18 protein-coding genes are annotated in these 20,625 nt (G+C 71.6%); 7 read left to right on the forward strand and 11 right to left on the reverse strand.

Annotated features, from left to right (window positions below):
- Window positions 1-6 precede the first annotated feature (6 nt).
- From JXZ78_RS03360 to JXZ78_RS03370, 3 genes are all read left to right on the forward strand, one after another.
- Window positions 7-420: a roadblock/LC7 domain-containing protein gene (locus tag JXZ78_RS03360; RefSeq protein ID WP_030018344.1), complete on the forward strand. Its 414-nt coding sequence runs from the start codon at window positions 7-9 to the stop codon at window positions 418-420.
- Window positions 421-517: 97 nt separating this feature from the next.
- Window positions 518-928 carry a DUF742 domain-containing protein gene (locus tag JXZ78_RS03365; protein WP_030018343.1) on the forward strand — a complete coding sequence of 137 codons (411 nt, stop codon included), beginning with the start codon at window positions 518-520 and terminating at the stop codon, window positions 926-928.
- Complete coding sequence (locus tag JXZ78_RS03370; RefSeq protein WP_030018342.1) at window positions 909-1,505, forward strand: GTP-binding protein; 597 nt, start codon at window positions 909-911, stop codon at window positions 1,503-1,505. Before JXZ78_RS03365 ends, JXZ78_RS03370 begins: the two co-directional genes overlap by 20 nt.
- Window positions 1,506-1,582: 77 nt before the next feature.
- On the opposite strand, the gene JXZ78_RS03375 is transcribed toward JXZ78_RS03370, so the two are convergent.
- Window positions 1,583-3,367, reverse strand: a complete 1,785-nt coding sequence (locus JXZ78_RS03375) for a dihydroxyacetone kinase family protein (RefSeq protein ID WP_030018341.1) — start codon at window positions 3,365-3,367, stop codon at window positions 1,583-1,585.
- Window positions 3,368-3,612: 245 nt separating this feature from the next.
- Here JXZ78_RS03375 and JXZ78_RS03380 point away from each other — a divergent pair, with 245 nt between their 5' ends.
- Window positions 3,613-4,941, forward strand: a complete 1,329-nt coding sequence (locus JXZ78_RS03380) for an MFS transporter (RefSeq protein ID WP_078624004.1) — start codon at window positions 3,613-3,615, stop codon at window positions 4,939-4,941.
- Here the strand turns inward: JXZ78_RS03380 and JXZ78_RS03385 are convergent.
- From JXZ78_RS03385 to JXZ78_RS03400, 4 genes are all read right to left on the reverse strand, one after another.
- Complete coding sequence (locus tag JXZ78_RS03385) at window positions 4,934-5,599, reverse strand: DUF4360 domain-containing protein (RefSeq protein ID WP_030018339.1); 666 nt, start codon at window positions 5,597-5,599, stop codon at window positions 4,934-4,936. The two genes, JXZ78_RS03380 and JXZ78_RS03385, sit on opposite strands and share 8 nt — an antisense overlap.
- A 232-nt stretch (window positions 5,600-5,831) precedes the next feature.
- Window positions 5,832-6,041, reverse strand: a complete 210-nt coding sequence (locus JXZ78_RS03390) for an acyl-CoA carboxylase epsilon subunit (RefSeq protein WP_030018338.1) — start codon at window positions 6,039-6,041, stop codon at window positions 5,832-5,834.
- Between the two features lie 106 nt (window positions 6,042-6,147).
- Window positions 6,148-7,731, reverse strand: a complete 1,584-nt coding sequence (locus JXZ78_RS03395; protein ID WP_238782644.1) for an acyl-CoA carboxylase subunit beta — start codon at window positions 7,729-7,731, stop codon at window positions 6,148-6,150.
- 260 nt (window positions 7,732-7,991) lie between these two features.
- A complete protein-coding gene (locus tag JXZ78_RS03400) occupies window positions 7,992-10,436 on the reverse strand; it encodes a polysaccharide lyase 8 family protein (protein WP_030018335.1) in 2,445 nt (814 codons plus the stop codon).
- 238 nt (window positions 10,437-10,674) lie between these two features.
- Here JXZ78_RS03400 and JXZ78_RS03405 point away from each other — a divergent pair, with 238 nt between their 5' ends.
- Window positions 10,675-11,310, forward strand: coding sequence for a YceI family protein (locus JXZ78_RS03405; RefSeq protein WP_030018334.1), 636 nt, complete (start codon window positions 10,675-10,677; stop codon window positions 11,308-11,310).
- 88 nt (window positions 11,311-11,398) lie between these two features.
- Here JXZ78_RS03405 and cimA read toward each other — a convergent pair whose 3' ends face one another.
- The 5 genes from cimA to JXZ78_RS03430 all read right to left on the reverse strand — a co-directional run bounded on the left by cimA (window position 11,399) and on the right by JXZ78_RS03430 (window position 17,901).
- Window positions 11,399-13,015 carry a citramalate synthase gene (gene cimA, locus JXZ78_RS03410; protein ID WP_030018333.1) on the reverse strand — a complete coding sequence of 539 codons (1,617 nt, stop codon included), beginning with the start codon at window positions 13,013-13,015 and terminating at the stop codon, window positions 11,399-11,401.
- 320 nt (window positions 13,016-13,335) lie between these two features.
- Window positions 13,336-14,673 (reverse strand): MFS transporter, encoded by a 1,338-nt coding sequence (locus tag JXZ78_RS03415; protein ID WP_030018332.1) that lies wholly within the window; start codon window positions 14,671-14,673, stop codon window positions 13,336-13,338.
- A gap of 149 nt (window positions 14,674-14,822) precedes the next feature.
- Window positions 14,823-16,043, reverse strand: coding sequence for a TolB family protein (locus tag JXZ78_RS03420; RefSeq protein WP_050502112.1), 1,221 nt, complete (start codon window positions 16,041-16,043; stop codon window positions 14,823-14,825).
- 170 nt (window positions 16,044-16,213) lie between these two features.
- Window positions 16,214-16,834 carry a TetR/AcrR family transcriptional regulator gene (locus tag JXZ78_RS03425; protein ID WP_030018330.1) on the reverse strand — a complete coding sequence of 207 codons (621 nt, stop codon included), beginning with the start codon at window positions 16,832-16,834 and terminating at the stop codon, window positions 16,214-16,216.
- A 17-nt stretch (window positions 16,835-16,851) separates the two neighbouring features.
- Complete coding sequence (locus JXZ78_RS03430) at window positions 16,852-17,901, reverse strand: agmatine deiminase family protein (RefSeq protein WP_030018329.1); 1,050 nt, start codon at window positions 17,899-17,901, stop codon at window positions 16,852-16,854.
- A 344-nt stretch (window positions 17,902-18,245) separates the two neighbouring features.
- Here JXZ78_RS03430 and JXZ78_RS03435 point away from each other — a divergent pair, with 344 nt between their 5' ends.
- Both JXZ78_RS03435 and JXZ78_RS03440 read left to right on the forward strand, forming a co-directional pair.
- Window positions 18,246-18,998 (forward strand): hypothetical protein, encoded by a 753-nt coding sequence (locus tag JXZ78_RS03435; RefSeq protein ID WP_030018328.1) that lies wholly within the window; start codon window positions 18,246-18,248, stop codon window positions 18,996-18,998.
- An 8-nt stretch (window positions 18,999-19,006) separates the two neighbouring features.
- A complete protein-coding gene (locus JXZ78_RS03440; protein ID WP_033037170.1) occupies window positions 19,007-19,420 on the forward strand; it encodes a hypothetical protein in 414 nt (137 codons plus the stop codon).
- 112 nt (window positions 19,421-19,532) lie between these two features.
- Here JXZ78_RS03440 and JXZ78_RS03445 read toward each other — a convergent pair whose 3' ends face one another.
- Window positions 19,533-20,618, reverse strand: coding sequence for a branched-chain amino acid aminotransferase (locus JXZ78_RS03445; protein ID WP_030018326.1), 1,086 nt, complete (start codon window positions 20,616-20,618; stop codon window positions 19,533-19,535).
- Between the last annotated feature and the right edge of the window lie 7 nt (window positions 20,619-20,625).

Raw genomic sequence — 20,625 nt, forward strand, 5'->3', positions numbered from 1 at the left:
AGTCCGATGAGCCAGGCGGCGCAGAATCTGAACTGGTTGATCACCAACTTCGTGGACAACACCCCCGGTGTGTCCCACACGGTGGTGGTCTCCGCGGACGGACTGCTCCTCGCCATGTCCGACGGCTTTCCCCGCGACCGCGCCGATCAGTTGGCGGCGGTGGCCTCGGGGCTGACCTCGCTGACCTCCGGTGCGTCCCGCATCTTCGAGGGCGGCGTGGTCAACCAGACCGTGGTGGAGATGGAGCGCGGTTTCCTCTTCATCATGTCCGTCTCCGACGGATCGTCGCTGGCCGTACTGGCGCACCCCGAGTGCGACATCGGCCTCGTCGGTTACGAGATGGCCCTGCTGGTCGACCGCGCGGGCACCGTGCTGACGCCCGACCTGCGCGCCGAACTCCAGGGCAGCCTGCTGCACTGAGTCCCGCCGAACGTCACGACCCGACCCACCGACCACCGTGCCGCACCCCCCACCGGCCCAACCCGACGACAGTCAGTTGTCCCGTCCGGAGGACCCCATGACCCCGCCACCTGCCTCGCCCGGCCCGTACGGCGCCTACAGCCAAGCGCCGTACGGGGGCGAAGGTGACCAGCCGCTGGTCCGCCCGTACGCCATGACCGGGGGACGGACCCGGCCGCGCTACCAGCTCGCCATCGAGGCGCTGGTCAGCACGACCGCCGACCCGTCCCAGCTGCCCGGCCTGCTGCCGGAGCACCAGCGCATCTGCCATCTGACCCGCGAGGTGAAGTCGGTCGCCGAGATCTCGGCGCTGCTGCACATCCCGCTGGGCGTGGCCCGGATCCTGGTCGCGGACCTGGCGGAGGCCGGCATGGTGGCGATCCACCAGCCGGGCGGCAGTGGCGAGGCCGGCGGTACGCCCGACGTGACGCTGCTGGAAAGGGTGCTCAGTGGACTTCGCAAGCTCTGACGGCGCCGCGGCCGCCGCTCAGGGCGGCAGATCCACCACCTCGGCGAAGATCGTGGTGGCGGGCGGCTTCGGCGTGGGCAAGACCACGTTCGTCGGGGCCGTCTCGGAGATCAACCCGCTGCGTACGGAGGCCGTGATGACCTCCGCCTCGGCGGGGATCGACGACCTGAGCCACGTCCAGGACAAGACCACCACCACGGTGGCGATGGACTTCGGCCGCATCACCCTGGACCAGGACCTGATCCTGTACCTCTTCGGTACGCCCGGTCAGGACCGCTTCTGGTTCATGTGGGACGACCTGGTCCGCGGCGCCATCGGCGCGGTCGTCCTGGTCGACACCCGGCGCCTCGCCGACTGCTTCGCCGCGGTCGACTACTTCGAGAACAGCGGCCTGCCCTTCGTCATCGCCCTCAACGGCTTCGACGGACACCAGCCGTACACGCCGGAAGAGGTCCGCGAGGCCCTCCAGATCGGCCCCGACGCACCGATCATCACCACCGACGCCCGCCACCGCAGCGAGGCCAAGAGCGCCCTCATCACCCTGGTCGAGCACGCTCTCATGGCCCGCCTGCGCTGACCGGCCCGGCCCGCGGCGACCACGCGCGAAGCCCCCGTACCTCTCGGTGCGGGGGCTTCGCGCTGCGAGGGGGCGGGTTACCGGTTCAGGTGGCCGGCGGTGGCGGTGAGCAGCAGCGCCAGTGAGGTCGCTCCCGGGTCCGGGTGGCCGTGGCCCAGCGGCCCCATCCGGGCGGCGCGGCCGCGCGACGGGGTGAGGTCCGCGGTGGCGGCCGCGGCGCGGGTGGCGGACTGGGCGGCCGCCTTCCAGGCGCCGGGCAGGGGTTCGTCGGCGCGGGCGTGGAGTTCGGCGCGGAACGGGTCCAGCGCGTCGAGCATGGTCTTGTCCCCGACCCGGGCGCCGCCCAGCTCCGAGAGGGCCCGCTGCGCGGCATCGGCGGCGTCCGCGAGCAGGGCGGTGGAGTAGCCGCCGGCGCGGGTGAGGACGGCGCCGGTCTCGGCGAGCAGCGTGCCGTACAGGGCGCCGGACGCGCCGCCCGAGGCGTCGGCCAGGGCGAGACCGGCGGCCAGCAGCGCGGCGCCCGCCGAGCGGGGATCGGCGGGCGGCCCCGGTTCTGCCGCACGGGCCGCGCCGACGGCGGCGCGCAGGCCCCGGACGATGCCGATGCCGTGGTCGCCGTCCCCGGCGACGGCGTCCAGGCGGCCCAGCTCGTCCTCGTGGGCGGCGATCAGGTCGAGGGCGGCCTGGAGGGCCGCGGTGGCGGGGAGGTCGGTGGTGAGGGCGTCCACGGCGCCCGAGGGAGCGGCCGCAGGTGCGGCTGAGGCGGCGGCCTGTGCGGGTACGGACGGGCGGAGGTCGGCGGCCTCCGGGTGCTCGCCCGGGAGGCTGCGGAAGGCGGGGGTGTCGCAGGGCGCGTCGTAGAGCGCGGCGAGTTCGTCGTCCAGGAGCATGACGGACAGGGAGACGCCCGCCATGTCGAAGGACGTGACGAACTCGCCGACCTCCGGGCGGTGCGGGCGCAGTCCGGCGGCGCGCAGGCGGCGGTTGACCTGCCGGTAGACGACGAACATCTCCTCGTACTTGGTGCGGCCCAGGCCGTTGAGGAGGACGGCGGCCCGGCCGTCGTTCCCGGCGGGCGGCTCGGGGAGTTCCTGTAGGAGGTTGTCGACCAGCGCGTCGGCGAGTTCGGCGGCGGTGAGGTGGCGGGTGGTGCGCAGGCCGGGTTCGCCGTGGATGCCCATGCCGAGTTCGGTGGTGCCCGCGTCGACGATGAACAGCGGCTCGCCGGCGCCCGGGAGCGTACAGCCGGCGAACGCGGCGCCGAAGGTGCGGGTCATCGCGTTGGCGTGCTCGGCCGCGCGGGCGACGGCCGCCAGGTCGTCGCCGCGTTCGGCGGCCGCGCCGGCCACCTTGAAGACGAAGAAGTCGCCGGCCACCCCGCGCCGGTCGCGGGACGGGTCGGCCTCCCGGCCCGCGACCGGCGGCGGCCCGCTGGCGACGTCGTCGGTCACCAGGACCGTACGGACGTCGACGCCTTCGGCGGCCAGGCGGCGCGCGGCGAGGCCGAAGTGCATGACGTCCCCGGCGTAGTTGCCGTAGCTGAAGAGGACACCGGCGCCGCCGTCCGCGGCGCGTGCGGTGCGGTAGACCTGTTCGGCGCTGGGGCTGGCGAAGACGTCACCGACGGCCGCCGCGTCGGCGAGGCCGGGGCCGACGAGCCCGGCGAAGGCGGGGTAGTGACCGGAACCGCCGCCGATGACGACCGCGACCTTGCCGGGGCGCGGCGCGTGCCGTCCGACCACCCCGAACGTGTCCGGGACCCGGCGCACCGTGCGGGCGTAGGCGTCGGCCAGGCCCTCCAGCCAGTCCTCGCGGAAGGTTCCGGGGTCGTGGCCGGGGCCGGCTGCGGGGGTGGTGGTCATCGGGCTCACTCCTTTGTTTCGTCCCTGTTGGATTTAACACCCGGATCACATATCCGTCACCCCTTCTGGCGTAAATGGCAGCCCAAGGTGTGCGAAAGGCGCCTGAGAAAGGCCTGCATCACATCTTGCATGTGAAGTTCACAGGATTCATGCTGCTCGCATCACACCGCACGTACCGCCGGTGCGCCCCGCACGCCCCGCATGCACCGCACGCACCGCCGCATCGCACCGCACGGAGGCAGGCCATGGCCCCACCGAAGCTCCCGCTCCCCGACCGGCTCGGCATCCCGGGCCCGCTGGTCCTCGGCTATCTCGGCGTGCTGCTGTTCATGGTGGGCGACGGCGTGGAGTCGGGTTTCATCGCCCCGTACATGGCGGACCACGGCGCGGGCACCGAGGTGCACGCCTCGTACGTCATCACGGCGTACGGCGTGACCGTCATGCTCGCGTCCTGGCTGTCCGGCGCCCTGTCCGACCTGTGGGGGCCGCGCCGGGTGATGCAGCTGGGGCTGGCCGTGTGGGTCGTCTTCGACGTGCTCTTCCTGGCCTTCGCCCTGGGCCCGCAGAACTATCCCCTGATGCTGGTCTTCTACGGCCTGCGCGGCTTCGGCTACCCGCTCTTCGCCTTCGGCTTCCTCGTGTGGATCACCGCGACCGCGCCGACGGCCCGGATGGGCACCGCGGTCGGCTGGTTCTACGTCGCCTTCACCGGCGGCCTGCCCACCCTCGGCTCGCTCGTCGCGGGGGTCACCAACCCCTGGTTCGGCCAGTTCGGCACCCTGTGGGTGGCGCTCGGCATCATCGTCCTGGGCGGCGCCTGCTGTCTGCTCGGCGTCCCGGAGCGCACCGGGTACGCCCGGCTGGCGCCGCCGGAGGTGCGTCCGGTGCAGTCGCTGCTGTCCAGCCTGTCCATCGCGTGGACGCACCCGAAGGTCGCCGTCGGCTGCGTCGTGCGCGTCATCAACACGGCCCCGGAGTTCGGCTTCCTGGTCTTCCTGCCGGCCTTCTTCGGCTCGGAGCTGGGGTTCGGGCAGGGCCGCTGGCTGACCCTGCTGGCCGTCATCTACGGCACCAACGTGCTGTGCAACCTGCTCTTCGGCGCGATCGGCGACCGGATCGGCTGGCGGCGGACCATCGCCTCGTTCGGCGGCCTCGGCTGCGCGGTCACCACGCTGACGCTCTACTTCGTGCCGAAGGCCGTCGGCGGCAACTACCCGGCGGCGATCGCCATGGGCGTGCTGTACGGCATCACGCTGGCCGGATTCGTACCCATCTCGGCCCTGATCCCGGCCCTCGCGCCGGAGCACAAGGGCGGCGCGATGGCCCTGCTCAACCTGGGAGCGGGCGGCGCGGCCTTCGTCGGGCCGGCCATCGTCAGCGTCTTCCTCGGCCCGCTCGGCCCGGGCGGTGTCGTGATCGTCTTCGCGGCGCTGTACGTCGTCTCCGCCGCCCTGACGCTGTACCTCAAGGTGCCGGAGCGGCCGGAGGGCCCGGCGGAACCGGAGGGTCCGCGCACACCGGTGCACGCGGACCCCGGGGCCGTACGGGCCGCCGCCGACGCGGCTGCTACCTAGGACACTGCTTCCACGCGAAGTGGTACTTGGTGTTGATGCTGCCGTCGGTGGAGTCCATCGCCATGTAGCTGGTCAGCTTGGGGTCGGAGCCCTTGGCGTCCACCCGCAGCTCGGTGTTGATGTTGAAGTAACGCTTCTCGCCGCAGGGGGCGTAGACCAGCGCGTCGATCCCGGTCTCGTCCGAGGACTGCCAGTTGGCGTCGTACGGGCCGGTGAAGCGGTGGCTCTTGCGGGCCGTCTCTGAGCTGCCCTGGAAGTAGTAGCCCGCCTGTTCCAGGCCGACGGCGCCGGGCGCGAGCTGGGCGTAGCCGCGGTAGTCGGCCTTGGCGATCGCGTAGGTGAAGCCCTGGGGGACGTGGACGTTCAGCGCGATCTGACAGTTCTTGCGGGAGTCCGTGGGTCTGGTGTCCTTGCCCGCCTGGGCGAGGTATTCGCTGTACGTCACGGTGAACGCCGTGTTGTCGGGCGCGACGGCCACCGCGGCGCTGCCCGGCCGGCAGCCCGAGCCGTTGACGGTGGCGACCGTGATGGTGATCTGGCCGGTCGGCGGCGCCTCTTCGCCGTACCGGGGCGAGGCCTGTGCGGAGGCGGGGGACGCCGACCCGGCGAGGAGCAGCAGCGATGCCGCGGCGGCACCGACACCCAGTGTGCGGAGCATGGGCTTTCCTTCCGGTCGTCCTGCGATCGGCTCCCGGGGCCCGGGGGTGGACGCCGGGAGCGCAATGACGAGCGCATGTCAGCACGGGGATCACGGATTGGACAGCTCCCGGCCCCGGAGTCGGTGCGAACCTACGCCTTCTTTCGGCCGTCGCAGCAACGGCGTACGACCCGCGAAGAAAGCAGTCGGGCCCGGTACTCGGATCGAGTACCGGGCCCGGGTGACTTGCTGCTCAGCGCTGCCAGCTGCCGGCGCCGCGGAAGCCGTGCTGGCGCTCCAGCCGGCGCCAGCGCGCGGCGGTGGCGCGGCGGCGGCCCGGCGCGGCGGCCTCCGGGCGGTGGGCGGCGCGGGCGAGCAGGACGGCGGTCAGCGCCGCCAGCTCCTCCTCGCTGGCCTCGCCCTTCTCCACGCGGATGGGGCTGGTCTGAACGGGAGTGGTCACGTCGTTTCTCCGGTCTGCGAAAGGTCCGGTCGGGGAAGCCGGTCGGTGGGGCTGTCGTGCCGAGCCGGGCGGGCTTGCGCGCCTCTCGGAGGCGGGCTCGCGCGCCCTACTGGGGCGGGTTGCCGTGCTTGCGGGCGGGCAGGTCCGCGTGCTTGTTGCGGAGCATGTCCAGGGAGCGGATGAGCACCTCGCGGGTCTCGGCGGGGTCGATCACGTCGTCCACCAGGCCGCGCTCGGCCGCGTAGTACGGGTGCATCAGCTCGGACTTGTACTCCTTGACCATCCGCGCCCGCATCGCCTCGGGGTCGTCCGCCTCCGCGATCTGCTTGCGGAAGATGACGTTGGCGGCACCCTCGGCGCCCATCACCGCGATCTCGTTGGTGGGCCAGGCGTAGGTCAGGTCCGCGCCGATGGACTGCGAGTCCATGACGATGTACGCGCCGCCGTACGCCTTGCGCAGCACCACCGAGATCCGCGGCACCGTGGCGTTGCAGTACGCGTACAGCAGCTTCGCGCCGTGCCGGATGATGCCGCCGTGCTCCTGGTCCACGCCGGGCAGGAAGCCGGGCACGTCCAGCAGCGTGACGATCGGGATGTTGAACGCGTCGCACATCTGCACGAAGCGGGCGGCCTTCTCGGACGCCTCGATGTCCAGCACACCGGCCAGCGACTGCGGCTGGTTGGCGACCAGGCCGACGACCTCGCCGTCCATCCGGGCCAGCGCCACGATGATGTTGGTGGCCCAGCGCTCGTGGACCTCCAGGAACTCGCCGTCGTCGACCAGCTCCTCGATCACCGCGCGCATGTCGTAGGGGCGGTTGCCGTCGGCCGGCACCAGGTCCAGCAGCGTGTCACCGGAGCGGTCGGCGGGGTCCTCGCACGCCACCGACGGCGGGTTCTCCCGGTTGTTCGAGGGCAGCAGGGAGATGAGGTAGCGGACCTCTTCGAGGCAGGTCTGCTCGTCGTCGTAGGCGAAGTGGCACACGCCCGAGGTCTCGGCGTGCACGTCGGCGCCGCCCAGGCCGTTCTGGGTGATCTCCTCGCCGGTGACCGCGCGCACCACGTCCGGGCCGGTGATGAACATCTGCGAGGTCTCGCGGACCATGAACACGAAGTCGGTCAGGGCGGGGCTGTAGGCCGCGCCGCCCGCGCACGGGCCGAGCATCACGCTGATCTGCGGGATGACGCCGGACGCCTTGGTGTTGCGCTGGAAGATGCCGCCGTACCCGGCCAGCGCCGAGACGCCCTCCTGGATACGGGCGCCGGCGCCGTCGTTCAGGGAGACCAGCGGGGCACCGGCCGCGATGGCCATGTCCATGATCTTGTGGATCTTCGTGGCGTGCGCCTCGCCCAGCGCGCCGCCGAAGATCCGGAAGTCGTGGGCGTAGACGAACACGGTCCGGCCGTGCACGGTGCCCCAGCCGGTGATCACACCGTCGGTGTAGGGCTTCTTGGCCTCCAGGCCGAACCCGGTGGCCCGGTGCCGCCGCAGCGGCTCCACCTCCCGGAAGGAACCCTCGTCCAGCAGCAGCTCGATCCGCTCACGCGCGGTGAGCTTGCCCTTGGCGTGCTGCGCCTCGGTCGCCCGCTCGCTGGGGCCGCGCCGGGCCTGCTCGCGGATGGCGTGCAGCTCGGCGACCCGCCCGCGGGCGTCGTTCGCCTCGGCGGGCACATCTTCGACAGTGGTCATGTATCGACGGTACGTGGCCGGACCCTCCGGAACCGATGTCGGTTTCGTACAACGTCGGAAGCGATTTGGTGGGCAGGCAGGACAGAAGCGTCCTGCACGCGGCCTGCGTCGGCCCCCGTGCGCACGCCGGAGGGCCCCAGCGATATGTATGGGCCCGACAAAACGTGACGGTGCGGCGTTGTGGCAGTCCGCTGCTTGACCGGGCGCCGCGGCGCCTCGATCGGCGCGCCGGCGGCGCCGTGGCCAGGCAGAACGGCCGGTCAGCGCGGGGCGACCGTACAGGTGTGGGTGGTGCAGGCGGTGCCTGGAGTGACGCGCAGCCGGAGGGCCGGAGCGGTCGCCAGGACCGTGACGGAGGGGTCGGCGGCGAGCACCGCGCGGACCGGGCGGTCCCAGACCACCTCGAACGGCTTCCCGGTGCGCGGCGGCTCGGCCACGCACAGTGACGCCGTCCGGCCGCCGTGCCCCGCGTGCGCGGTCCGCGCCGGCCGCTCGCGCAGCAGCACGCTCGCGGGCGCCGAGACGGTCAGGCCGCCGGCCGACCCGGCCTGCCAGAAGGTGGCGGCGGTGAGCCCGAGCGAGGGGACGGCGACCGCCTGCCGTTCGCCGGTGTTGGCGAGGACGGTCAGCCAGTGGCGGTCGGCGGCCCGGGCGGCGAGGGCGCGCGGGCCCGCTCCGGGCATCAGCAGGTACGCGTACGTGGCGTCCGCCGGGTCGGTGCCGTGGTCGAGCCACAGGGTCAGATAGCGGCGGGTGAACGGTTCGGGCGAGCCGCCGGTGTTGATGTCGCTCCACGCGCCCGTCCGGATGTCGCGCAGCGCGTGCGGGACCGTTTCCGCACCACCGGGAACACGGGGGAAGACGTACCCGCCGTGCCCGGCCAGATGGATCCAGCGGGCGCGCGGGAAGGCGAGCGGGCGGCCGGGCGCGGCGGGCCGCCGCACACCGTCGACCGTCAGCACGGGCTTCCCCGACGCGCCCAGGTTGCGGTTGTCCACGACCGTCTCGGCGGGCACCCCGTCGCGGGAGGTGATGCCCGCGCCCAGGCAGATCACGCAGTCCGCGGCGAAGAACCACGACTTCTTGGCGCGCAGGGTGGAGGACAGGCCGCGCACGTCCTGCCCGGCCGCGGCGAACTCGCCGTCGGTGGTCCCGCCCACCCATCGCGCGGCGGGCTTGGGCAGGCCCCAGCCGCCGCCTTCGTTGTCGGCCAGCCGCTTGGCGGACACGGTGGTGCCGGGCAGGCGGTACGGGTCGACGGTGGGCCAGAAGGCGTCCGTGTACTGGTCGTTCGCGAAGTCCCGGCCCCACCAGTAGAGCATTCCGGCGCCGGTGTGCCAGCCGCGCGGGTGCTCGCCGTTGCCGTTCTCGTAGTACGTGATGCGGTCCGAGGCCATGGCGAGGCCCGCGGCCCAGCCGGGGCGGCGGTGCACGGCCCGGTCCATGGCCGGGAAGAGCCGGTGGCCGACCGGCTCCGGGGCGACCGGGCCGCCGTCGTCCGCGAGCCCCTTGAGGCGGGCGAGGTCGGCGATCTCGTACTGCCGGTCGGCGAGCACCGGGTAGCTGGTGTCGCGCCGGATCCAGCCCCGGACCATCGCCTGCCAGCGCTCCCGCTCCCGCGCGGTCGCCGCCTCCGCCAGGAGGGCGACGGCGGCGACCAGGGCGTGTCCATGGAAGTGGTCACTGCGCATCACCCGGCGCTCGTCGGCCCGCAGGTAGCCGCGGCTGACGGCGCGCCCGTTGACGCTGTCCATCGTCAGGCCGTTGTAGAGCAGGGGCGCGTAGGCGTGTTCCACGCTGTCGAAGATGATCTGGCGTTGCGGGTCGGTGACGGCCCAGTCGGTCCCGGCGAGCAGGGTGAAGAGGCGGCCGAGTCCGTCGAGGAGGACGAAGCCGTAGGTGCCGGAGTAGGCGACCCAGGTGTGCTGGACGAAGGAGCCGTCGGCGTACAGGCCGTCGCCCTTGGTGACGTACGGGAAGACCGGGGACAGCGCGTCGCGGGCCAGCGTGATCTTCGCCGGGGCGCGGCCGAGGACGCCGCGCAGCGCGACGACGCGGCACAGGTCGACGCGGTTGGCGCCGGTGCTGGTGCCGGTGTAGTCGCCGAGCATGCCGTCCGGGACGAAGTGGTCGACGGCGGCCAGGTACCGGGACCGCCGGTCCGCGCCGAGTTGCCCGTACAGCATCACAACGGTGTCCAGGAGGAGGCGGGGGCTGCCGATCTGCCACTCCCACCAGTTGCCGTACCGCGCCGTGCCCGCGTGGTAGACCGTGTCGTGCACATGGTCCAGTCCCTTGACGACGTCGGCGGCGAGGGCGGCGTCCCCGGTCAGGCCGGTGCCGGGCTGGGCGTACGCCCGGGCCATGGTGGCGAGCCGGCTGTAGCTGCGGGTGATGCCGGCCGGCGGGTCGAAGGGGCTGTCCGGCCAGAGCGAGCCGGCGGCCGGGCGCATGGCCGCGCGGAAGCCACGGGCCAGTTCACCGGTCTCCTTCAGGCGGGCGGCGTACGGTTCGGCGGCGGGGTCGAAGCCGGTGCCGAGCTGGATGCCGAGCCAGCGGCGGCGCAGGGTCTCGTACGGATCGCCGTCGGCGGCGGGCGCGGCGGCGGCCGGGCCGGTGAGCGCGGGCGTCAGCGCCAGGCCGAGCGCGCCCGCTCCGGAGAAGCCGAGGAAGCCCCGGCGGGACCAGACGGGGGAAGGCGGCACGGTCCGTCCTCTCCGTGAACGTCGAGTGCGTACGGATGCGGTCTGGTGCAACGGTGTCCGACGGTCTAGCACGGGCTCCGGCGCTCCGACAATGGCCATGACAGGTCTGCCGCCCAGGGCGGGCCCGCCCTGGGACACCCCGCATCACTCCCCGACACTGAACTGTTGAAACTTGAACTAGATCGCGCTACGCTCAATCTCGTTGAAGTTTTAACAACCCCACTTCCGAGGAGGAGCCATGGCTCTGTTCACCCGCAAGCGCGCCACGGCCACGGACGCCGGCCGCACCACCGCCCAGCGGCCCGCCGCCGTCCTCGACGCCGACCCGGCCCTCGCCGCCCTGACCGGCGACTACACCATCGACCCGGCGCACAGCCGGATCGGCTTCACCGTCCGGCACGCCATGGTCACCAACGTCCGCGGCGCCTTCGGCACCCACGAGGGCACCCTCCACCTGGACGGCGCCGACCCGGACCGCTCGACCGCCGCCGTGGACGTCACGATCGCCTCCGTCGACACCGGCATCGCCGACCGCGACGCCCACCTGCGCGGCGCCGACTTCTTCGACGCCGACACCTTCCCGCTGATGACGTTCCGCTCCACCGCCGCCGAGCGCGTCGGCGGCGACACCTACCGGATCACCGGCGATCTGACGATCAAGGATGTCACCCGGCCGCTCACCATCGACCTGGAGTTCCAGGGCACGGCCACCGACGTGTACGGCGCCGAGCGCGTCGGCTTCGAGGGCAGCGCCGAGATCCTGCGCTCCGACTGGGGCCTGACCTGGAACGCGGCGCTGGAGACCGGCGGCGTGATGGTCAGCGACAAGGTCAAGCTCACCTTCGACATCTCCGCGGTGAAGGCCGCCGTCTGAGCCGAAGGCCCGGTGAACCCCGCGGCCCCGCACCGGAACCTCCCCCAAGGACCGGTGCGGGGCCGCGGTCACTCCCGCGCGCCGCGGGCTACTCCTGCGGCTCGACCCCGGCCCGCATCAGCCCGTACGCGTACGCGTCGTCCAGTGCCTGCCACGACGCGGCGATGACGTTCTCGGCGACACCGACCGTGGACCACTCCCCCTGCCCGTCGCTGGTCGACACCAGCACCCGGGTGATCGAACCGGTGCCCACCCGGCCCTCCAGGATGCGGACCTTGTAGTCCACCAGCTCCAGCCCGGCCAGCTGCGGATAGATCCGCTCCAGCGCCACCCGCAGCGCCCGGTCCAGCGCGTGCACCGGACCGTTGCCCTCGGCGGTGGCCACCAGCCGCTCGCCCTTGGCCCACAGCTTCACCGTCGCCTCGTTGGCGTGCGTGCCGTCCGGCCGGTCCTCGACGATCGCCCGCCACGACTCCACCCGGAAGTACCGCAGCGGCCGCCCCTCCGCCTCCTCGCGCAGCAGCAGCTCGAAGGAGGCGTCGGCAGCCTCGTACGTGTACCCCGCCAGCTCGCGCTCCTTGACCCGCTCCACGACCCGGCCGACCAGCTCCCGGTCGCCGCTCAGGTCGAAGCCCAGCTCCTTGCCCTTGAGCTCGATGGAGGCGCGCCCCGCCATGTCGGAGACCAGCATCCGCATGCTGTTGCCGACCAGCGCCGGGTCGATGTGCTGGTACAGGTCCGGGTCGATCTTGATGGCGGAGGCGTGCAGCCCGGCCTTGTGCGCGAACGCGGAGACACCGACGTACGGCTGGTGCGTGGAGGGCGTGAGGTTGACGACCTCGGCGATGGCGTGCGAGATGCGGGTGGTCTCGGCCAGCTTCCCCTCGGGCAGCACCTGGCGCCCGTACTTCAGCTCCAGGGCGGCCACGACCGGGAAGAGGTTGGAGTTGCCGACGCGCTCGCCGTAGCCGTTCGCGGTGCACTGCACGTGCGTGGCGCCCGCGTCCACGGCGGCAAGGGTGTTGGCCACCGCGCAGCCGGTGTCGTCCTGGGCGTGGATGCCCAGGCGCGCCCCGGTGTCCGCCAGCACGGTCCGCACGACGGCCGCGACCTGCGCGGGGAGCATGCCGCCGTTGGTGTCGCAGAGGACCACCACGTCGGCGCCGGCCTCGCTCGCGGTCCGGACGACCTGCTTGGCGTAGGCCGGGTCGAGGGCGTACCCGTCGAAGAAGTGCTCGCAGTCCAGGAAGACCCGGCGGCCGTGCGCCCGCAGGTGGGCCACGGTGTCCCGCACCATCGCGAGGTTCTCCTCCGGCGTGGTGCGCAGCGCCAGCTCCACGTGCCGTACGTGCGACTTGGCGACCAGCGTCACGACCGGCGCCTGCGAGTCCAGCAGCGCCGCCACCTGCGGGTCGTCCTCGACCCGCACCCCCGCCTTGCGGGTGGCGCCGAAGGCGACCAGCTGGGCGTGCCGGAAGCCGATCTCCGTACGGGCCCGCTCGAAGAACTCGGTGTCCCGGGGGTTGGCGCCGGGCCAGCCGCCCTCGATGAAGCCCACGCCGAAGTCGTCCAGGTGCCGGGCGATGGTCAGCTTGTCCGTGACGGTCAGGTTGATGCCCTCGCGCTGGGCTCCGTCGCGCAGCGTCGTGTCGAAGACGTGGAAGGCGTCGGACAACGCGGGTTCGGGTTCGGGTGCGTCCGTCATGGCTGGTCTGGCTCCTGTCGGGGTCTCGGTTTACCGGAATGACCGGTTCCACCGCCCCCTCATGGTCCCGCGCGCTCCGCCTCCGGCGGAAGGTGGGCCGGAAACGAAAAGACCTCTCGCGGATGCGAGAGGTCTGCGCGCGGGTCTGGGGCGACGGTGACCGCGCCGCACTCGGTGGGTACGGGCGGTCACTGCGGACCGGCGCGCCTGCTGCCAATAATCGTGGCGAACGGGAGCATGCTGGCATCCTGCCACATGTTCCCGGGGGGTGGCCGGGTGTCTCACAGTGCGGGCCCACCGGGGTGGCCGGTCCTGTGTCCTCAAACGCCCGACGGGCTTGAGTTGGCCGACTGCGCGGGAAGAGGTGCGCCCTCCTCCTCCGCCTGCTTCACCCTGTTCAGGTCAATCGTCTTCGTCTCGCGCATGGTGATGTAGACGATCAACGAGACCGCCGCGCAGCCTGCCACGTACCAGTAGTAACCCGATTCGATGCCGCCCTTCTTGAACCACAGGGCCACGTACTCGGCGGTGCCGCCGAAGAGGGCGTTGGCGATGGCGTACGGGAGGGCGACACCGAGGGCGCGGATGCCGGTGGGGAAGAGTTCGGCCTTCACGCAGGCGTTGATCGAGGTGTAGCCGGTGACGACGAGCAGCGCGAGCAGCGCCAGGCCGAGGGCGGGCCAGAAGCTGCCGGCGTGCTTGAGGAGCGTCATGATCGGCACGGTCAGGAAGGTGGAGCCGACCGCGAAGGTGATCAGCAGCGGGCGGCGGCCGATGCGGTCGGAGAGCCGGCCCGCCAGCGGCTGGACGCACATGAAGACGAACAGGGCGCAGAAGCTGACCAGGGAGGCGGTCGGCTTGTCCAGGCCGGCGCTGCCGGAGAGGTACTTGGTGAGGTAGGTCGTGTACGTGTAGTACGCGACGGTGCCGCCCATGGTGAGGGCGATGACCAGGAACGCCTCGCGCCGGTGCGCCCACAGTGCCTTGAGCGTGCCGCGGTCGGGGTCGTTCTGCGCGCTGTCGTCCTGCGCGTACACCTCCGTCTCCAGCATGTTGCGCCGCAGGTAGAAGACGATGGCCGCGCCGAGCGCGCCGATGATGAACGGGATGCGCCAGGCCCAGCTGTGCAAGGCGTCCTCGGACATGGTGCGCTGGAGGACGATCTGCAGGCCGAGTCCGAGGAGCTGGCCCGCGGTCATGGACACGTACTGGAAGCTGGAGGCGAAGCCGCGCCGCCCGGGGGCGGACGCCTCGGTGAGGTAGGTGGCGCTGGCCGCGTACTCGCCGCCGACCGAGAGTCCTTGCAGCATGCGGGCGACGAGCAGGACGGCGACGCCGCCGTACCCGGCCACCGCGTAGGTCGGCGCGACGGCGATGAGGATGGCCGAGGCGGACATCAGCGTGACGGTGAGGGTCAGCGCGGCCTTGCGGCCCTTGCGGTCACCGACCCGGCCGAGCACCCAGCCGCCCACCGGCCGCATGAAGAAGCCGACCGCGAAGATCCCCATGGTGTTCATGAGGTTGGCGGTGTCGTTCCCCTTCGGGAAGAAGGAGTCGGCGAAGTACACCGCGAAACTGGCGTACACGAACCAGTCGAACCACTCGACCATGTTGCCGGCCGAACCGACCCAGATCTTCTTCCACTGCTCTCGTCCCATGACGGATCACGGTCGCCGACGCCGCCCGCCGCGGCAAGAGTTCAGCGGGCAACGATCACGCTTCGTTACCTGCGGGGTATGCGGGCGAGCGGCGTACGAACACGTCTCCGCGACCGGATGCGTACGGATGCGTACGGCAGCGCCGCCCCTCAGCGGACGTGCCGCAGGAACACGTCGGTCTCGTAGTTGGTGTCGCCGGGGACCAGGTCGTCGAGGTGCGACTCGAAGACGGCTTCGCGGCCGTCCGGTGTCATCCCGTCGGGTCCGGCGGCCGCCGCCCGGGGCTTGCCGTCGGTGCCGGGGCTGACCAGGGTGTCCTTCCCCGTCCTCAGATCCTTGACGTACAGCCCGTACGCGACGCCGGAGTAGCGCAGCAGCAGGCGCCGGCCGTCCGGGCTGATCGCGTCCGCGGTGGCGTACTGGTTGCCGTCGATGCCGTCCACCCGCCGGATCGCACCGCTGCGGACGTCCCGTACGAAGACGTACGAGCGAGCCTCATCGGGCACCGGCACGATGTTCTTGGCCGACGAGTTGAAGGCGACGGTACGGCCGTCGGCGCTGAGCAGCGGGTCGGTGGAGCCGGAGGTGGCGGGGCGGCCGTCGGCGGTGGTGTCGATCTGCCGCTGCTCGCCGGTGCGCAGGTCGGCGAGGTGGATGTCGGCCCAGTCGCGCTCGCCGCCGGGGCCGCCGCCACGCCGGCTGCGCTCCCGGTAGGCCACCTTGGAGCCGTCCGCGCTGATGCGCGGCGAGTCGTAGCCGCGTCCTTCCTTGGCGGGGACCCTGCTGGCGCGGCGGGTCGTCCCGGTCTTGCGGTCGCGTACGTAGATCCGGCCGGACTCCTCGTTCGGCGGCGGGTCGGTGGCCTGCCGGCCCAAGAAGGCGACGTAGCGGCCGTCGGCGCTGAGCGCGGGCGTCTCGCCACCGGTGAAGCCCGCGTCCAGGTCCAGATCGACGCGTTCCAGACGCCCGGTACGGATCTCATGGACGTACACGTGGTACGTCCCGTTCGTTTCGGCATTGAAGGCCACGTACCGGCCGTCCGCGCTGATCGTGGCGAAGTCGGCGTTGCCGGGGCCGAGCGGGGCGTTGAGACGGCGGGTGGTGCCGGTGCGGCGGTCGCGCAGGAAGACGTCGTGCACGAGGGTGCCGTCGTTGTCGTCGCCCGGCACGAGGTTGTCGGCCTCCGAGTCGAAGGCGACGTACCGGCCGTCGGAGCTGATCGCGGCGTTGAACGAACCGCCGCCGACCGCCTCCGAGCCGTCGGGCGCGGTGTTCACCCGCTCGGTACGGGCCCCGTGGCCACCCGCCGCCACCGGGGACGCGTAGGCACCGCTCAGCGCCACCACCCCGATGAGGGCGGAGGCCGCCACGGCCCCTGATAACGCACGTCTGCCGCGGTTCGCCCGCTCGCCCATGTTTCCCCCCGGAAACACCGCCTCCGGCCCTGCGCCGGAGCGCCAAGGGATACAACCGCATCAGCCGCGACAGGATCAATACGCTCTTTTCCGTACAACCGGGGCCAGGTGTCGGATGTCTGCGGTCACGCCTCTCCCCCGGGGCTCAGCGCCTCATCCAGGAACTCCCCCACGTGCCACAGCACCTGCTGCCGGTCCAGGCCCGGCAGCCCGACGACGAGATGGGTGCTGAAGCCGTCCAACAGCGCGCGCGTACGCGTGGCGAAGCGCTCCGCGTCCACGGCCCGCAGCTCGCCCTTCGAGGCGCCTTCGACCAGCAGCGCCACCAGATCGCGGTGCCAGGCCAGTTCCAGGTCGAGCTGGCGCTCGCGGGTCTCGTCGTCCGCGTTCTGCGAGCGGTTCCACACCTCCAGCCACAGGGTCCAGCGCGGGTCCCGGTGTCCCTCGGGCAGGTACAGCTCCACCAGCGCATCGAGCCGCTCGCGCGCCGGAACTCGCTGCGCCAGCGCGGCCCGCCGCCGTGCGCCGAGCTGCTCCTCGCTCCACTGGAGGGTCTGGAGCAGCAGCTCGTCCTTCGTACCGAAGTAGTAGAGGATGTGCCCGCTGCTCATCCCGACCTCGCGGCCCAGCCCGGCCATGGTCAGCCGGTCCAGGCCCGACTCGGCGATGGTGGCCATGGCGGCGGCGAGGACCTGCTCGCGCGGCTGGGTGAGCCGCCGCCGCGGCCGTCGGACCGGTCCGGGCACGGGAACCTCCGGGAACGTCACACTGTGCCCACCTTGGGCTGCTGCTGGGTGATGCAGTGGATGCCACCGCCCGCTGCGAAGATCGTACGGGCGTCGACCGGCGTCACCGTCCGCTCCGGGAACAGCCGCCGGAAGATCGCGGCCGCCTCCTCGTCGCGCGGGTCGCCGAAGGCGCACAGCACCACGCCGCCGTTGCACAGGTAGTGGTTGATGTACGAGTAGTCCACCAGCTCACCCTCCACCTCGACGACGGTCGGCGCGGGCACCTCGACCACCTCCAGCGGACGGCCACGCGCGTCCGCCGACGAGCGCAGCAGCCCGACGATCTCCTTGCACACCTCGTGATCGGGGTGGGCCGGGTCGGGCTGGGTGTGCGCGACGACGACGCCGGGCCGGGCGAACGCCGCGACGATGTCCACGTGCCCGCGGGTGCCGAACTGCCCGTAATCGGCGGTCAGTCCACGCGGCAGCCAGACCGCCTTCGTGGTGCCGAGGCCGACGTGCACCTCCGCCTCGACCTCCTCCTTCGTCCGCCCTGGATTACGTCCGGGGTCGAGCTGCACGGTCTCCGTCAGCAGGACCGTGCCCGCGCCGTCCACATGCAGCCCGCCGCCCTCGTTGACCAGCGACGACCGGTACGTACGGGCCCCGGCCAGCCCGGCCACGTACCCGCCGATCCCGGCGTCCCGCTCCCAGCGGGCCCAGCCCTGACCGCCCCAGCCGTTGAAGATCCAGTCGATGGCGGCCAGCCGGCCCTCCCCGTCCGTCAGGAAGGTCGGCCCGATGTCCCGCATCCACGCGTCGTCCAGCGGCCGCTCGACCACCTCGATCCCCGCCCCGAGCAACTGCCGCGCCCCGCCCGCCTGCCCGGCACCCGCCACCACCGTGACCGGCTCGAACCGGCGCACGGCCCGGGCCACCCCGGCCCAGGCCCGGCGAGCCCGCTCCAGCGTCTCGCCACCGTCCTCGCCGAAGGTGGCGTTGGGCCCGGGCCAGGCCATCCAGGTCCGCTCGTGCGGATCCCACTCGGCAGGCATACGGAAACCGTCGGCGGCGGGGGTGGTCATGGGCGGAATCCTCCGGGCTCGGGGCAGGGCGGCGGGCCGGGGTGGAGCGGGGCGGCCCCCGTCCGGACCGCCCCGCGGCTTGTGCGTGGCATCGCGTACCGCCTCTTTAGTGCGGCACTCTAACTCGATTTGCCGCAGGATCCAAGCAACAGATGCCGCATCGACCTAGGCCACATAGAGCAGTACTCAAACGCACGGACACGCCATGCACCGCACGACAGCGCCACCTCACCCCGGCATGGCTCGCCCTGCACCTGGGCAGCGATGCGTAAGGCCTCCGTGCGACATGACGCGAGGGGCGCAGCGAGAACTCCCGGGCTTCGGCATCAGCGGTGGAGGGACGCATGGAAGCACAGCGGGTCGCCTTCTCCTTGATCGCCGCATTGGCCGTACCGGCAGGTTTGCACTGGCACAAGAAACTGCCTTGGCACGCCGTCCTCTTCTCGCTCGTCTATGCCTCGCTGGCGCTCCTGCCGACCGGCCCTTCCCTCGAAGTGGTGGCCTTGCTGGGCGCGACGGCCTTACTCAGCTTCGCCCTGGCCCTCCTGTCCAGGCCGTGGCCGCCAGGCTCGTACCGCGTCTCGATATCACTGCCTTCTTTCACCGCCTCCACCTATGCCGGGATCGTGGCACTCCTCACCGCGGCAGCGGTTTACACCTATACCGGTATCGGTATCGCGTCCGGGTGGCTCGCAGCCGCCCTGCGGAACGACCAGGTGTGGATCTTCCTCTCCGGCGGGCTGACCACCGTATTCGGTTCTCAGCGCACCGTCGCCTGGATCGTGAAACCTCAGATCGACCACATCGAGAGCCGCATAACGTCCGGGGAACTCAGTATCGAGGTACGGGAATTCATTGCCGCGGCAGCACATATCGGCTGGCTCGAACGGGTACTGCTTTTCGCGTTCCTGGTGTCCGGCAAACCGGAGGCGGCCGCGCTGGTCGTGGCGGCGAAGTCCTTCATCCGCGCCCCGGGAGCCAGTCAGGGCGGGAAACTGGTGGGTGACTATTACCTGGTGGGAACATTGGCGAGCGTGGGATCGGCCCTGCTGATATCTTGTGCGACCAGGATTGCCCTGGGACTGTCACCGCTTTGAGGGTCAGCATGAATCTGCTCGGACACCCGCTGTTCCGCAAACTGGGATCGCTGAATCTCCGTACGGCCGATTTCGTCATCGCCGGCAGCGGGCCTCTACTGGCGCACGACATCAAGCCGGGCATCGGGGATCTCGATGTCGTGGCCCGGGGAGCCGCCTGGAAAAGGGCGGTCAGTCTGGCTGAACCGGTCCCTGCCCCGCTGGGGTACGTCGATCATGTCCTCTTCTTCGCCGGGGACGTCGAGGTACTGAACGGCTGGTTCGATTACAGCGTCGACGAGCTGATCGAAGAAGCCGATGTAATCTGCGGCCTGAATTTCTCCCCGCTCAAAAGAGTGCTGGAGTGGAAGACGCGGCTGGCCCGGGAGAAAGACCACGCCGATATTGAAGCCATTCACCGATATCTGCGTACGCACACCTGAGACACCTCCGTGGCACCTCTCCCCATGCCGGGGCCGGGCCGCTTTCGGGCCGGAACGGCGAACGGCCGCCCGGCAAGATGCCGGGCGGCCGTTCGATGATCAGATGCCGGGATCAGCCCAGCGGATGCATCCAGCCGTGCGTGTCAGGCGTGGCGCCGGTCTGGAGGTCCAGGAGGGCCTTGCGGAGCTTCATGGTGACCTCGCCGGGCTTGCCGTCGCCGACGGTCCAGGAGGCGGCCTCGGACTTGACGGAGCCGACGGGGGTGATGACGGCGGCGGTGCCGCAGGCGAAGACCTCGGTCAGGGAGCCGTCCTCGGTGGCGGCCTTCCAGTCCTCGACGGAGATGCGGCCCTCGGTGGCCTCGTAGCCCAGGTCGGTGGCGATCTTCAGGAGGGAGTCGCGGGTGATGCCGGGGAGGAGGGAGCCGGACAGCTCCGGGGTGACGATCTTGTTCCCGTACACGAAGTACAGGTTCATGCCGCCCATCTCCTCGATCCAGCGGCGCTCCAGGGCGTCCAGCCAGACGACCTGGTCGCAGCCGTGCTGGGCGGCCTGTGCCTGGGCGACGAGGGAGGCGGCGTAGTTGCCGCCGGTCTTGGCGGCGCCGGTGCCCCCGCGCACGGCGCGCACGTACTCCTGGGAGAGCCAGACGGAGACCGGCTTGACGCCACCGGTGAAGTAGGCGCCGGCCGGCGAGGCGATCACGATGAACAGGTACTCGTTGGCGGGCCGGACGCCCAGCCCGACCTCGCTCGCGATCATGAAGGGGCGCAGGTAGAGCGATTCCTCGCCGTTGGTCGGCACCCAGTTCTTGTCCTGCTTGACCAGGGCGTCGCAGGCCTCGACGAACGTCTCGACGGGCAGCTCCGGCATGCCCAGGCGGCGGGCGGAGGCCTGGAAGCGGCGGGCGTTGGCGTCCGGGCGGAACGTGGCGACGGTGCCGTCGGGCTGGCGGTAGGCCTTCAGACCCTCGAAGATCGTCTGCGCGTAGTGCAGTGTCATGTTGGCCGGGTCCATGGACAGCGGGGCGTACGGCACCAGCTGGGCGTCGTGCCAGCCGCGGCCTTCGGTCCACTTGATCGTCACCATGTGGTCGGTGAAGTAACGGCCGAAGCCGGGGCTGGCCAGGGCCCGCTCCCGTTCCGCGTCGGAGAGCGGGTGGGAGGAGGGCTTGAGCTCGATCGTGGGCGTCGTCATGAGTGCG

The sequence above is a fragment of the Streptomyces monomycini genome (genome assembly GCF_022271435.1).
Lineage (GTDB): Bacteria > Actinomycetota > Actinomycetes > Streptomycetales > Streptomycetaceae > Streptomyces > Streptomyces monomycini.

Bases quoted from the DNA above. Each gene is read 5' to 3' on its own strand.
- JXZ78_RS03365 (WP_030018343.1), top strand. From the start codon at position 518: ATGACCCCGCCACCTGCCTCGCCCGGCCCGTACGGCGCCTACAGCCAA.
- JXZ78_RS03385 (WP_030018339.1), bottom strand. From the start codon at position 5,599: ATGCTCCGCACACTGGGTGTCGGTGCCGCCGCGGCATCGCTGCTGCTC.
- JXZ78_RS03430 (WP_030018329.1), bottom strand. From the start codon at position 17,901: ATGACCACCCCCGCCGCCGACGGTTTCCGTATGCCTGCCGAGTGGGAT.
- JXZ78_RS03395 (WP_238782644.1), bottom strand. From the start codon at position 7,731: ATGACCACTGTCGAAGATGTGCCCGCCGAGGCGAACGACGCCCGCGGG.
- JXZ78_RS03360 (WP_030018344.1), top strand. From the start codon at position 7: ATGAGCCAGGCGGCGCAGAATCTGAACTGGTTGATCACCAACTTCGTG.
- cimA (WP_030018333.1), bottom strand. From the start codon at position 13,015: ATGACGGACGCACCCGAACCCGAACCCGCGTTGTCCGACGCCTTCCAC.
- JXZ78_RS03435 (WP_030018328.1), top strand. From the start codon at position 18,246: ATGGAAGCACAGCGGGTCGCCTTCTCCTTGATCGCCGCATTGGCCGTA.
- JXZ78_RS03440 (WP_033037170.1), top strand. From the start codon at position 19,007: ATGAATCTGCTCGGACACCCGCTGTTCCGCAAACTGGGATCGCTGAAT.
- JXZ78_RS03445 (WP_030018326.1), bottom strand. From the start codon at position 20,618: ATGACGACGCCCACGATCGAGCTCAAGCCCTCCTCCCACCCGCTCTCC.
- JXZ78_RS03415 (WP_030018332.1), bottom strand. From the start codon at position 14,673: ATGGGACGAGAGCAGTGGAAGAAGATCTGGGTCGGTTCGGCCGGCAAC.
- JXZ78_RS03375 (WP_030018341.1), bottom strand. From the start codon at position 3,367: ATGACCACCACCCCCGCAGCCGGCCCCGGCCACGACCCCGGAACCTTC.
- JXZ78_RS03405 (WP_030018334.1), top strand. From the start codon at position 10,675: ATGGCTCTGTTCACCCGCAAGCGCGCCACGGCCACGGACGCCGGCCGC.
- JXZ78_RS03380 (WP_078624004.1), top strand. From the start codon at position 3,613: ATGGCCCCACCGAAGCTCCCGCTCCCCGACCGGCTCGGCATCCCGGGC.